Genomic DNA, 14304 nt, shown 5'->3' with positions numbered 1-14304 from the left:
TACTTATTTACTTTAGTTTTATTTGCGATTTACCAAATGTGTACGCGCTCGCTTGGGTCGAGCCACATCTCGTCGCCTTCTTTAACGTCGAAAGCATCGTAGAACAAGTCAACGTTGCGCGCAATGCCATTAGTGCGGCACTCTGCAGGGGAGTGTGGGTCGATTTGAAGGTATTGCTCCGCAATCTCGTTACGAGCCTTTGAACGCCACACAAGTGCGTAGCTTAAGAAGAATCGTTGCAAAGCAGTGAAACCATCAATCTTAGGAGCGTTCAGCAAAGTTTCGCGAATCGCATCATCACTTCCGTCGACTTCTTGTCCCTTGCTCTTTTGCAAAGCAAAAGCGTAGGCTTTAAGAGCAATAGTTACGCCGCTTAAATCACCAATGTTTTCGCCGATTGTTAAAGCGCCATTTACGTGAGGCATTGCATCGCGCTCTTCTTTGCTCTTTAAGTGAGAGTATTTAACAATAAGCTGCGTTGGTGTAAAAGCATTGTATTGCTCAATAAGCGTTTTAGTGCGCTCAGTGAAGTTGGTTTTGTCTTCTTCAGTCCACCAATTGTTAAGCACGCCGTCGCCATCATATTCGCAACCTTGATCGTCAAAACCGTGGCCGATTTCGTGACCGATTACGGCACCAATAGCGCCGTAGTTTGCTGCGTCTGGAGCACTCGGGCTAAAGAATGGCGGCTGCAAAATCGCAGCTGGGAACACGATTACGTTAAGCAGCGGATCGTAGTAAGCGTTTACAGTTTGCGGAGTCATCTGCCACTCTTCGCGATCCACAGGTTCTCCAGCTTTTGCAGTATACCTACCAAACACAAATCGAGAAACTTCGCGCATATTCTCAATTAAGCCAGCGTCTTCCTTAATATTTAGCGCAGAGTAGTCAATCCAATGATTAGTATAACCAATATTTGGCTCAAACTTGCTAAGCTTTTCCAAAGCCTTTGCTTTAGTTTCCTCGCCAAGCCAGCTGCTGTGAGAAATCGACTCGCGGTAAGCGTTAATAAGATTGTCAACTAAGCCTTGCATATACTTTTTAGAAGACTCAGGGAAGTGCAAGCGCACGTATTCTTTACCGACTTCCTCGCCGCAAGCATCGTCAACAACTCCGATTGCGCGCTTCCAGCGATCGCGCGGCTTGGTGGCGCCAGAAAGCACTTTGCCGTAGAAGTCGAATCGCGCTTGTGCAAAATCCTCGCTTAACATGCTTGCCCAGCACAAAATCACGTGCACGCGTGCCCAAAGCTTTAGATCTTCTAAGTCGGCTTCTTGCCAAATCTTATTCAATCCTTCTATAAAGCTTGGCTCGTGAACTACTACTTTGCTAAAAGCTTTACGAAAATCTATTGGCTGATTCTTTGCTTCTTCGGAATCGTCGTAAGATTTTTGAGCAGCATCCAAGAATGCGTCAAGATTCAGCGCTTCAAGCGTTTTTGCCAAATCCGCATAATCGTAAGGATTATAAGTTTTTTGAGAATCGCGTGTTGCTACGTTATCCCAGTGGTTGCTTGCGATTTGTGTTTCAACCTTCAAGAAACGTTCCGATTGCTCTCTTGTAGTAGTGGCATCACCGTATCCAGCTAAGCGCAACAATGAAGCCACCATTTTTACGTATTCAGCGCGAATCGGAGCGTAATTATCTTCGCGATAGTATGCTTCGTCTGGCAAGCCCAATCCAGCCTGCTCAATGTGCATAATATTCGTCTTAGGGTCTTTAGGGTCTCCGCAGACGCCAAAAGCAAACATTGCATTAGGTCCGCCATATGGAGTAAGAGAAGCAATAGTGCGAACTAAGTCTTCTTTGCTGCTAGCTGCATCAACAGCGTCTAAATCGCTCTTAATTGGTGTAATTCCAGCTTTTTCAATAGATGCAGTATCTAAATAGTTGCGGTATAGGATTCGCGACTTTTTGGCTGGGCAATCTTCGCTTTCTAAAATATCTCGAATTTGCGTCTCTGCATCTTCTGCAAGCTTGTAGAAAGCACCATACATTGGCTTGTCTTCTGGAAGAGTGTAAGTGTCAATCCAAGGACCGTTTACGTAACGGAATAAATCGTCTTGTGGTCGAGTAACCGATGAGAAGGAAGCTGGGTCAAAATTTACAGCAGAAATTTCCTTCTGCGATTCTTTATTATTATTATCATTGTTATTAGGCATGTGCCTAGATTACAAGTATTAAGCGACATCATTAGCTAGTATTTTCGCTATATTTTGCGCTATTTTCGTGCCTGCGCGTTAGTCTTAAATCATGATTGAACTTAAAACTCCATCCGAGATTGAAGCTATGAAGCCTGCGGGTCGCTTCGTTGGTAGTATTCTTAAAGATTTACAAGCAATGACAAAAGTTGGAACAAATCTTCTTGAGATTGATGACTTTGTTCGTCAACGCATTATGAGCCGTAAAGGTGCGTCTTCTTGCTATGTTGACTACGCTCCTGATTTTGGAACTGGTCCTTTTGCGCACTACATTTGCACTTCTGTAAACGATGCTGTTCTTCACGGAGTTCCTTTTGATTACAACCTTAAAGACGGCGATTTGTTGACTCTTGACTTAGCGGTTAACGTTGACGGATGGGTTGGAGATTCTGCTATTAGTTTCGTGGTTGGAAAGCATGCGGATCCTGAAGATTTGCGCTTAATTAAGTGCACTGAGGAAGCACTTGAGGCTGGAATTAACATGGCTCAGCCTGGAAACCGCCTTGGAGACATTTCTGCAGCTGTTGGATGCGTTGCTCACGAGTATGGTTACAGCGTAAATCTTGAGTTTGGCGGTCACGGAGTTGGCCATATTATGCATGGCGATCCGCACGTTCCTAACGATGGCACTGCGCATCACGGCTACAAGCTTCGTCCAGGCTTGGTTATTGCTATTGAGCCGTGGTTCTTAAAGACTACTGACGAGATTTATCAAGATCCAAAAGACGGTTGGACTCTTCGATCTGCTGACGGTTCGCGTGGCGCTCATAGCGAGCATACGATTGCAATTACAGAGAATGGTCCAGAGATTTTGACCGTACGCTAAACTTCGAATAGTAAGTGCGTAAAACGAATAATATAAAATATAAAGAGGTACTTTAAGTAAATGGCGGAATTTGATTTTGCCCAAGCGTTAAATGATGTTGAAGCAAAGTATTCTTTGATTTCTAAGGCTTTAGACGTTAATTCGTTGAAGACTGCTATTGCAGATTTAGAAAAGCAGGCTTCGGAGCCTGGACTTTGGGATGATTCTGATCACGCTCAGCAAGTTACGAGTAAGCTTTCGGCAGCTCAGTCTCAATTAAAGCGTTTACAAGCCGTTGAGCAACGCATTGAAGATACTAAGACTTTGATTGAACTTGGTCAGGAAGAAGAGGATGCTGATTCTATGAGCGAGGCTCAAGAGGAGCTTGGCTCTATTGCTCACGAGTTGGACGATATGGAAGTTCAAACTCTTCTTGACGGCGAATATGATGCTCGTGCAGCGGTGGTGACAATACGCTCTGGTGCGGGTGGTGTGGATGCTGCCGATTTTGCGCAAATGCTTCTTAGAATGTACTTGCGTTGGGCGGAACGAAACGGCTACAAAACTAAGATGATGGATACGTCTTACGCAGAAGAAGCTGGTATTAAATCCGCCACTTTCCAAGTTGATGCCCCATATGCGTATGGTCGTCTTTCCGTAGAAGGCGGCACTCACAGAATGGTTCGTATTTCTCCATTCGACAATCAAGGCAGGCGTCAAACTGGCTTTAGTGCCGTAGAAGTAATCCCACTTGTTGAAGCTACAGATCATATTGACATTCCAGATTCTGACATTCGTGTGGATACTTTCCAGGCGTCTGGCCCTGGCGGACAAGGCGTAAACACTACGTATTCCGCTGTGCGCATCACGCATTTGCCAACTGGTTTGGTTGTTTCAATGCAAGATGAGCGCAGCCAGATTCAGAACCGAGCTGCTGCAATGGCGGTTTTGCAATCGCGTTTACTTGTGCTTAAGCATGCTGAGGAAGCAGCGAAAAAGAAGGAGCTTGCTGGAGATATTAAGGCAAGTTGGGGAGACCAAATGCGCTCATACGTGCTTCACCCATACCAGATGGTGAAGGATTTGCGCACTGGCTACGAAACTTCGCAAACTCAGGCTGTTTTTGACGGCGATATTGACGGTTTTATTGAAGCTGGAATTCGTTGGCGTCACGAACAGAGAGTTGCAGCTAAAAAAGAGGCTGAGGAAAAGTCGCAAGCTTAGTCTGCATTAGATAAAATTCAAGATAAAATTCAAGATAAAATTCAAGATAAAAGTCAGAATAAAAATCAAAAATAAAATATAAAATAGTTAAAAACAAAATTAAAGTATATCGTTCAATAGTTCGTAAAGGAAACTGCAGAATATGTCTCTGATTTCACTAGAACATGTGTCGAAGATCTATCCTAAGGGTACGCGCCCTGCTTTGGACGATATTTCTTTAGACGTTAATCGTGGCGACTTCGTGTTTCTTGTTGGAGCGTCTGGATCTGGTAAAACAACTCTTCTAAGCTTGCTGCTGCGCGAAGAGGAGGCCACTAAGGGCGAGATTCACGTTGCTGGTAATGACTTGCGACGCTTAGTGAATCGTCAGGTTCCGCAGTATAGACGTACTCTCGGCTTTATTTTCCAGGATTATAAACTGTTGAATAATAAAACCGTGTATCAGAACGTGGCTTTTGCACTAGAAGTTATTGGCACGAGTCGTTCTACTATTAAGTCGCTTGTTCCGCGTGTGCTTGAAACGGTTGGCTTAACTGGTAAGGAAAATAATTATCCGCATGAGCTTTCGGGTGGTGAAGCTCAGCGTGTTGCAATTGCGCGCGCGTACGTGAATCATCCGCAAATTCTTCTCGCTGACGAGCCTACTGGTAATTTGGATCCAACTACTTCGCTTGGCATTATGGAAGTTTTGGACGCCATTAATCGTACGGGCACTACAATTGTTATGGCTACGCATAATGAAGAAATTGTTAACTCAATGCGCAAGCGAGTTGTGGAGCTTCATGCTGGAAAAATTGTGCGAGACGAACGCGAAGGCTCTTATGATTCTGCGCTTTACTTCCCAGACGCAGATGTTGAGCAAAAGTCGAAAGCTCAGCAGGCAGTTGAAGGCGATTCAGGTGTTCGTACTGTGGCAGATTCAGGCTCTGATCACACTAGTTTTAACTCGTCTTCTGAAGATCCTAAAAATTACAGATTCATGTCTAAACGCGCAAAGCGTGCAGCTCAAGCAAAGCAGGCTATGGATGCTGTTGCGCAAACTTTGCAAAATGGTTCTGAAGATAATGAGGGTATTGCTCGACTTGCGCAATCTGTTCATTCAGGCAGAACGGGTAGATATGGTGAAGTTTTTCAGCCTTTAGAAACAACTATGACTTGGGGGCGTGGTCTTTCAATTCCACCAGCTCCTCCCGTGCAAAAGTCGAATGATGCTGAAGATATGAAGAATTCAGATTTTGCAGATTCTAGCAACTCTTCGGATTCTGGCGATTCTCTTGATTTAAGTGAGAATCAAAAAGATAAGAATAATACAGAAAATATTGTCGAAAACGATATTGAAAATTCTAGCGAAAATTCTGGCGAAAACGTCGGCAATACAAGCGAGAATCCAAGCGAAACTGGCGATTATATTGAATCTAAAGAATCCAATGAAAAAAGTAAATCTGAAGCCAGTAAAAGCGAAAATCTTAAGAACGAAGGAGACGAGTAATGCGATTGCAGTTCATATTCTCAGAAACGTGGATTAGCTTGCGCAGAAACGTTTCTATGATTGTTTCGGTAATGCTCGTTACCTTCATATCGTTCTTGTTTATAGGCGCATCTGTTCTTATGCAAGCGCAAATCACAAAAGCCAAAGGCGATTGGTATGACAAGGTAGAAGTTGTAGCATGGCTTTGCCCAGACGGTACAAGTCAGTCAGCATCCTGTGCTTCTGGAAAAGCTCCTACTAAAGAAGAAATTGTAAAATTGGAAAACATTATTAACCAAGAGTTAGGTGATGATGTTTCGAATATCACTTATGTTAGTAGAAGCGAATTTTACAAGAATACTTTTCTTAAGCAATATCCTAATGGCTTATATCAGGGGCGTACTTTAACAGCTGCTGATATGCAAGATTCTTTGCGACTAAAGCTCACAAATCCAACCAAATACCAGGTTGTTTCAGAAGTTCTTTCTGGCAGAAATGGTGTTGAGGAAGTAGTAGACCAAAGACAAATTTTTGACCCAGTGTTTAGCGTTTTGAATCATGCCACGGCTGTTACAATCGTGCTTGCTGCAGTTATGGTTGTTGTTGCGATTATGCTAACCGGTACAACTATTCGTATGTCTGCAGCATCTAGAAAACAAGAGACGGAGATTATGCGACTTGTGGGCGCGTCTAATTGGACAATTCGCATGCCATTTATTTTAGAAGGTGCTTTTGCGTCCCTTATGGGCTCTCTGCTATCTGGGTGCGCGCTAAGCGTTGTTGTTAAAGTGTTTATTACAGATTGGCTTGCACAAAACGTTCGTTGGATGCCATTTGTAAATCAAACAACTGTTTGGATGACAGTTCCAGTGCTGGTTCTTGGAGCCGTGCTACTTTCAATAGTCGCCTCAGCGGTTGCACTCAGAAGATATCTGCAAGCGTAAACATAAAAGAAAAATTTAAATTATCAATAAATTATGAACATTAATAGATCATAAATAAAAAATCATAAATAAAAAAATTTTATCGATAATAGAATTTTCAATGTATAATTCGCATTAGTTGTGTTTGAATTATTCTACTTGAAAGGGAAGTAAATATGGAAAGCAAGAAATGCCATGCAAAATATTGTAAGCGCACTGTTGCAAGCGTGATTGCAAGCAGCTTTCTTATGCTTTCTGCCGGTATTACCTTATATGCTTGCCAGCCACTACGCGCTGATGCAGTTACCATGCAAGATTACAACAGGAAAGTTCAAAGTAATGCCGCTCTTAAAAAGCGTCTTGCTGGAGTCAATAAACAGCTTGCTGATAAGATCCTAGAGCTCAATGATTTAAACGAACATCAAATCCCTAATCAAGTCCGTGCTGCTCAGCAAGCTCAGGAGCAAGCGCAACAAGCTATGGGCCTTGTTGAATCAACAAATCAGCGTTTGCAGTCTGCGCAAAAAGACAAACTCGATTTAGAAGAAAAAATCAAGCAGACTGGCGAAGATTTTGATGATGCAAAGGCTGCTGTAGCTCAACTTGCTCGCAAAAGTTTCCATGGCTCCAATGCCTCTAACGTAATGGCAATGGTGACTAACTCCACTACTACCGAGCAGTTTGTTGGAAAACTTCAGTCAGAAGCTGCTGTTGCACGTAGCGAAGCAAATGCTGCAAATGATGCTGCTGTTACTTTGAGTAATTCTATGAATAGACGTCAGCGCTTAGCTGCTATTGAAACAGAGATTCAAAAATTAAAAGCAAAAGCTGATTCTGAGGCGCAGAGTGCTCAGGCTGCGGCTAAGGCTGCCAGTGAAAAGCAGCGTTCTCTTCAGTCTTTAAGAGATCAGGGAACTATTCTAAGAAAGCAGTTAGAGAGTCAAAAGAATAGTCTTACTTCTCAAGATGCTCGCGAAGCTGCTGAAATAATTGCTTTGAAGTCACAGATTGACGCTCAAGCTAGGGCTTTAGCTGCTACGGCTGCAGCTCGCATGAATCCTAATAATGGTAATCGTCAACAACTTAGAGGCGGCGGCAGTTGGAATACTCCTTCCTTGCCTGCATTACCGCTTTCTAATGGTGCTGCAAATGGTATGAATTACGCGGTTCCTGGGAATTGTCCTGCTGGTTCTGGCAATTGCTATGGTCATAATACTGGTAACACAGCTGGAGGTTCTGCCTATCCAGCTCGCCAATGCACACTTTGGGCGTATTTGCGCAGATCACAGCTTGGTCTTCCAGTAGGATCCTTTATGGGCAACGGTGCTGATTGGGCGAATTCTGGGCGTAGACTTGGGTATCTTGTAAATCACACACCGCATGTTGGTGCTGTTATGGTATTTGCTAGAGGAGCTGCTGGATCAGATCCTACATATGGACATGTTGCTGTTGTTGAACGCGTTAATTCGGACGGTTCGGTACTGATTTCTGAAGGTGGCGTTGGATTTGCTACGTTCCCGTCTTATAGGACTATTCGTAATGCTGGCAATTATGAGTATGTTCACTATTAATTTTTATGATTCGATTTAGGCTGGTGTAATTTGGATAAAAAACCTGGTTCAGATGGTACTTTAACTGTTGCAAGAAATAAAAAAGCAAATCACGACTATGCGATTGAAGATTGCTATGAAGCAGGTATTGCTCTTACTGGCACAGAGGTTAAGTCTTTGCGCGAAGGCAGAGCTTCTTTAGCTGAAGCGTTTGTGAATATTGATAGACGTGGTGAGATTTGGCTAGAAGGCGCAAATATTCCAGAGTACTTAAATGGCACTTGGAATAATCATGCTCCTAAGCGCAAGCGCAAGTTGCTTCTTCATGCGATTCAAATTGCTAAGCTTTCTAGGCAGATTGAAGCTAAAGGTTACACTATTGTGCCTTTGAGGATTTATTTTAAAGGCAGCTACGCTAAAGTTGAGATTGCTTTGGCGCGAGGCAAAAAAGAGTACGATAAGCGGCAAGCATTGCGCGAAGAACAAGATAAGCGCGAAGCATTGCGCGCTATGCGATACAAGAATATGCAATCTAGGTGATTTGCTGTTTTTTATTTCTTGCTTACTGTTGCGCGAGGGCTGGGTGTTTCTTGTCTCACAACGCTCCGCCTCTTACGTGTTTTCTGGTGTTGCGGTTGTTCCGATTTGGCTTTGATTTTGTTTTTTTGAGTTGAAGTTTGTTTGTAGTGGTGGCTCATTGGATTATTTGGTATCGGCTGCCGCTCTTATACTGTTCGACCAAGAATCACCCAGCCCTCTTACGTGCTTGAACAATTACGTGGTTTTTATCACTGAGATTCTCGATTTTTCTTCTTCATTCGATGAATCACCATCAAAGATGCTGAGGTTCATCTCATTCAGTGCGAAAAATCTCGAATCTCTACCCAGCTTGGTGTAAACGTACAACTTTGTAGTAGGTCTATAAACGACACGCCGTATATTATTCATTTTTGTGAATAATATACGGCTTTTGATTTTGCAATTCGTTATTTTTTGCTGATTTTTAGCATATTCATGTATGTCAATTTATGAATATTCAGTTTTTGCATTTTAATAATCGCAATTTAGTAGCGTTATCGTGTATAGTTATGCATATCACTGTAAATTATAAGTTATTTATTCTTTAAATATTGGACAGGAGAAGAAAATGCTTAAGTCAAATAAGATTTTTAAGTCAATTAAGCCTATTGCAGCAATTGCAACTCTTGCATTGATTGGATGCACATGCGCATGCGGTCCAGCCGATTCTAAGGCAGCAGACCCAGATGTGGCACGCAGCTACGATGTAAGCAAAGTTCAAAAAGACGATGAGATTGCAAAACTTGTTCCAGAAAGCGTTGCAAAAACTGGCGAATTAACAGTTGGTGTAAACGTTAGCTATGCTCCAGCAGAGTTCTTCGCTGCAGATGGCAAAACACCAGTCGGCTACGAAATCGACTTTTCTAAAGCTTTAGCAAAATTGATGGGCTTAAAAGCGAAGATTATGCATGCTCAGTTTGATTCCATTATTCCAGCAATCGGAAGCAAATATAACGTTGGAATCTCGGGCTTTACTGTAAACGCTGAACGTATGAAGTCCGTTGATTTTGTAACGTACGCAAACGCTGGCTTATCTTTTGAAGTTCGTAAAGGAAACCCAACTAAAGTAGATCCAAAGAATCTTTGCGGCAAAAAAGTTACATTAGAAACAGGCACTGTTGGCGAGCCAATCATGGAAGAAGCTAAAAAGCAGTGCAAGGCAAATAACGATAAGCCACTAGAAATCATGAGCTTTAAGGAGCAGACCGACGCCACTACAGCATTGCTTTCTGGTCGTGCAGACGTTATGTATGCTGACACTCCTGTAGCTGGTTATGCTGCAATAAAGAACAATGGAAAGCTAGAGATTCTAGAAAGCAGCAACGACGCGGAGCCAATGGGTGCAGCTGTTAAGAAGGACGATGCTAAGATGTTAAAGCTCATTAAGGCCGCAATCGATAAGCTTATGAAGAATGGCGTTTATAATGACATTCTAAAGAAGTGGGGTGTTGAAAACGTTGCCATTAAGGAAGCGCAAGTAAATCCAGAAGTCTGATCTTAAATTTGGCGTGCGTTTGTAGCTATTAGTATAGTGAAAACCGCACGCCTTATTTGTATTTAATATATTTGTACATCGCAAGTGCGTTAATTACTAGTTAATAATCCGCTAGTTATTATTCACATATGTGACAATTTAAAATGTTAATGGAGAAAATATGTTTAACAATGCGAGTAAGAAGCTTTCGCAAAATTCTGATGGTGATCGAATTCTACCAGTCAAAAAACCTGGACCAATCATAGCTGGCATAATCGTAGCTATAATTGCGTGCTCGCTGCTTTATTCTATAGTTACAAATCCGCGTTTTGAGTGGAATGTTGTAGGCATATATCTAATAAGCGACAATGTTCTTACAGGCATTGCTTGGACGCTAATACTCACGTTCTTGTCTATGATTATTGCAATCGTTCTTGCTATAGGATTAGCAATGATGCGTAAGTCTGTAAACCCTGTTCTTCGAGCCGTAAGCTGGTTCTTTATTTGGTTCTTTAGGGGTACTCCAGTTTATACGCAGCTAGTATTTTGGGGAATGTTTGCTGTGCTTGTTCCTAAGTTGAGTATGGGCATTCCGTTTACATCCGTTGAGTTTTTCTCCATTGATTCCAACGTTGTTATGACTTCTTTAAACGCTGCAGTTATTGGATTGTCTCTTAATGAGGCTGCGTATTTGTCGGAGATTGTTCGTGCTGGTTTAGAAGCTGTGGATGCTGGTCAGGTTGAGGCAGCTCAAGCTCTTGGCATGGGCAGGTCTTTGACTATGCGCAGGGTTGTTTTGCCTCAGGCTATGCGTATTATCGTTCCACCTTTGGGCAATGAGACTATCGGTATGCTTAAAACTACGTCTCTGGTTTTAGCTGTGCCTTTTACCTTAGAACTTCAGTTTGCCACAAATGCTGTAGCAAATCGTATTTATAAGCCGATTCCGTTGCTTATAGTTGCTAGCATTTGGTATTTAATTATTACGTCTATTTTGATGGTTTTTCAAGTTATGTTAGAAAAGCATTTTGGTAAAGGATTCGAAGCAAAAGACATTGTAAACAATGCTCAAATTAACTCTAATGCTGCAAAACGTGGAGATAATGCGATTAAAGCGAATAGTGACGCTGTAAAGGGTCGCAATAATGCAACAATGTTAGGTTTTAACGCATAAACATATAACGCATAAACCGCGTCAAAATTACAAATTTTATATAATCGTAATTAGATTTGAGGAAAAATGACTGATATTTTAACGGTTGATACACAAAGCCAAAATGTTACTAAAAGTGATACTCCAGCAGTAGTCATAAAGGATTTACACAAGTCCTTCGGTAATCTTCAAGTCCTTAAGGGAGTTGACATGACTGTTAATCCAGGAAGTGTAACAGTCATACTCGGTCCTTCTGGAAGTGGAAAATCAACCCTATTGCGATTGATAAATCAACTAGAAAAAATTACGTCTGGTAAAATCACAATTTATGGCGAGCGCATTGGCGTAAAAACCGTTATACATAAAGGTAAAGAAGCATTGCAAGCGTTAAACGACAAAGAAATTGCAGAGCAACGCGCAAAGCTTGGAATGGTGTTCCAACGTTTTAATTTGTTCCCGCATATGACGGCTATTGAAAACGTTATGGAAGCGCCAGTTCATGTTTTACACATGGACAAAACCGCTGCACGCGATTTAGCAATTAAAGAACTTGAACGTGTTGGAATGGCAGACCGCGTAGACCATTATCCTTCTCAGCTTTCGGGTGGTCAGCAGCAGCGAGTTGCCATTGCGCGTGCGCTTGCGATGAAACCAGAAATAATGCTTTTTGACGAGCCTACGTCTGCATTAGACCCAGAACTAGTTGGGGAAGTGCTTAACGTTATGCGCGATTTAGCTAATGATGGAATGACAATGATTGTTGTAACTCACGAGATTGGCTTTGCACGAGAAGTTGCAGATCAAGTTGTGTTCATGGATGGCGGAAAAGTTGTTGAATGTGGTACTTCAGGAATCATAGATTGCCCACAAACAGAAAGATTTAAAGATTTTCTACATCACGTTTTATAAGTGTTTTGCAAGTGTTTTGCAAGTGTTTTTCGCGTATTTTAATAAGATTTTTGCATATTTTCGACATGTGTAGAAACACGCACGCTTTATAACGTACAATAGAAAATTATGTGTGGCATTGTAGGATATGCAGGTTTTGGCACAGTTTGCGCAAAGCCTTTAGAAGTTTGCTTAAATGGATTAGAACGCTTAGAATATCGCGGATATGATTCATCTGGAGTAGCTCTTGCTGCTCCAGGAATGGATTCTATATGCGTTCGCAAAAAAGCTGGTCGCTTAGCTGTTTTAAGAAAAGATATAGAAGCTGATCCAATGCCGGAAGCGAGTGTGGCAATAGGTCACACTCGATGGGCTACGAATGGCGCTCCTTGTGATTTAAACGCGCATCCGCATACTAGTGCCGATGGAAAAATCGCCCTTATTCACAACGGTATTATTGAGAACGCTATTAGTCTTAAAGAACAAATGCAAAAAGAAGGCATAGAGTTTTCGTCTCAAACAGATACGGAAGTTGCAGCAAAAGCGCTTGGAAAAATCGCGAATCAAATAATTGAAGAAACTGGTAAGCCAGATCTTTTTGAAGCAATAAGACGAGTTGCAAAAATTCTTAAAGGAGCTTTTACTCTACTTGCAGTAGACGTTAGACAGCCTAATATTGTTGCTGCTGTTCGTCACGATTCGCCGCTTGTAGTAGGTGTTTCAAATAACGAGTATTTTCTAGGCTCCGATGTTGCTGCTTTTGTTCAATACACAGATAAAGTGCTTGAAGTTGGTCAAGATCAAGCTGTTTTAATCGGAGATATAGAAGGAAACAAAAAAGCACAGCTTCGTCTTACTGATTTTGACGGCAACGAGATTAAAAACCCTAGTTGTTTTACAGTAGACTGGGATGCTTCTGCAGTAGAAAAAGGCGGATGGGATTCCTTTATGGATAAGGAAATCCACGAAGATCCACATGCCGTAGCTGATACTTTACGAGGACGATTCGACGCAAAAGGGAACATTATTCTTGACGAAGTTAGAATTAGTCAAGATATTTTGCGATCAATCGACAAGATAATAGTTGTAGCTTGTGGAACAGCAAGCTACGCTGGATTAGTTGCAAAATATGCGATTGAACATTGGGTGCGCGTGCCAGTAGAAGTGGAGTTGGCTCACGAATTTAGGTACAGAGACCCAATTTTAACGCATAGAACGCTTGTTGTCGCAATATCTCAATCTGGCGAAACAATGGACACGTTAATGGCGTTAAGGCACGCGCGCGAGCAGGGCAGCCGCGTGCTTGCAATATGCAACACTCAAGGCTCGAGTATTCCGCGAGAATCGGATGCTGTACTTTACACTCATGCTGGCCCAGAAATCGCAGTTGCTTCTACAAAAGCATTTGTTGCGCAAATCGTAGCAGCATACATGCTTGGGCTTTATTTGGCTCAAGTCAAGGGAACAATGTACAGAGATGAAATACAGCAAATCGTGTCCCAGCTTAAAGAAATGCCAGATAAAATACAAAACGTTTTAGATACGCAAGCTGATTCGATTATGCAAGCCGCAAAGAAAACAATAGATGCAAAATCGTTCTTGTTCCTTGGCAGGCATGTTGGCTACCCAGTTGCTTTAGAAGGCGCATTAAAGCTAAAAGAGATTGCGTACACGTTTACAGAAGGTTTTGCAGCAGGAGAGCTTAAACATGGCCCGATAGCTCTAGTAGACAAAGGCGAGCCAGTTGTTGTTATAGTGCCATCTTCTAGAGGCAGAGACGTTTTACACGCTAAAGTAATCTCGGGAATTGAAGAAGTTAAGGCTCGCGGAGCGTTTACTATTGCGGTTGCAGAAGATGGTGATCCAGACGCTGAGCGTTACGCAGATATTGTGTTCTGGCGCCCTAAATGCCCAACGTTGTTAAGTCCTTTAGTAGATGTTGTAGCATTACAACTTTTTGCTATGAATATGGCAAAGCTTAAAGGCTATGACGTTGATAAGCCTAGGAATCTTGCAAAATCTGTAACTGTAGAATAGCA

11 protein-coding genes are annotated in these 14304 nt (G+C 42.2%); 10 read left to right on the top strand and 1 reads right to left on the bottom strand.

Features of this window, described 5'->3' with window-relative positions; genetic code table 11:
• Positions 1–29: 29 nt before the first annotated feature.
• Positions 30–2162 carry a M13 family metallopeptidase gene (locus HXT19_RS03975; RefSeq protein WP_004138339.1) on the bottom strand — a complete coding sequence of 711 codons (2133 nt, stop codon included), beginning with the start codon at positions 2160–2162 and terminating at the stop codon, positions 30–32.
• A gap of 91 nt (positions 2163–2253) precedes the next feature.
• On the opposite strand from HXT19_RS03975, the gene map reads away from it, so the two are divergent.
• From map to glmS, 10 genes are all read left to right on the top strand, one after another.
• Positions 2254–3027: a type I methionyl aminopeptidase gene (map, locus tag HXT19_RS03970; RefSeq protein ID WP_004138346.1), complete on the top strand. Its 774-nt coding sequence runs from the start codon at positions 2254–2256 to the stop codon at positions 3025–3027.
• Between the two features lie 60 nt (positions 3028–3087).
• A complete protein-coding gene (prfB, locus tag HXT19_RS03965; RefSeq protein WP_004120869.1) occupies positions 3088–4230 on the top strand; it encodes a peptide chain release factor 2 in 1143 nt (380 codons plus the stop codon).
• A 142-nt stretch (positions 4231–4372) separates the two neighbouring features.
• Positions 4373–5719: a cell division ATP-binding protein FtsE gene (gene ftsE / locus HXT19_RS03960; RefSeq protein WP_004114920.1), complete on the top strand. Its 1347-nt coding sequence runs from the start codon at positions 4373–4375 to the stop codon at positions 5717–5719.
• Complete coding sequence (gene ftsX, locus HXT19_RS03955) at positions 5719–6642, top strand: permease-like cell division protein FtsX (RefSeq protein WP_004114923.1); 924 nt, start codon at positions 5719–5721, stop codon at positions 6640–6642. Before ftsE ends, ftsX begins: the two co-directional genes overlap by 1 nt.
• Positions 6643–6797: 155 nt before the next feature.
• Entirely contained in the window at positions 6798–8192 is a 1395-nt protein-coding gene (locus tag HXT19_RS03950; RefSeq protein ID WP_004138227.1) for a CHAP domain-containing protein, read from the top strand.
• 30 nt (positions 8193–8222) lie between these two features.
• Positions 8223–8711 carry an SsrA-binding protein SmpB gene (gene smpB, locus HXT19_RS03945; protein ID WP_004113499.1) on the top strand — a complete coding sequence of 163 codons (489 nt, stop codon included), beginning with the start codon at positions 8223–8225 and terminating at the stop codon, positions 8709–8711.
• A 607-nt stretch (positions 8712–9318) separates the two neighbouring features.
• Entirely contained in the window at positions 9319–10245 is a 927-nt protein-coding gene (locus tag HXT19_RS03940) for an ABC transporter substrate-binding protein (protein WP_004114929.1), read from the top strand.
• Positions 10246–10405: 160 nt separating this feature from the next.
• On the top strand, positions 10406–11398 hold the full coding sequence (locus HXT19_RS03935) for an amino acid ABC transporter permease (protein WP_004113501.1): 993 nt from the start codon (positions 10406–10408) through the stop codon (positions 11396–11398).
• A 66-nt stretch (positions 11399–11464) separates the two neighbouring features.
• Entirely contained in the window at positions 11465–12286 is an 822-nt protein-coding gene (locus HXT19_RS03930) for an amino acid ABC transporter ATP-binding protein (protein WP_004113503.1), read from the top strand.
• Positions 12287–12394: 108 nt separating this feature from the next.
• Positions 12395–14302, top strand: a complete 1908-nt coding sequence (gene glmS / locus HXT19_RS03925; RefSeq protein WP_101887953.1) for a glutamine--fructose-6-phosphate transaminase (isomerizing) — start codon at positions 12395–12397, stop codon at positions 14300–14302.
• Positions 14303–14304: the final 2 nt, after the last annotated feature.

It is taken from the genome of Gardnerella sp. DNF00038 (assembly GCF_049262855.1).
In the GTDB taxonomy this organism is placed as follows: Bacteria; Actinomycetota; Actinomycetes; order Actinomycetales; family Bifidobacteriaceae; genus Bifidobacterium; species Bifidobacterium vaginale.
This window is presented reverse-complemented; position numbering and strand designations above follow the sequence as displayed.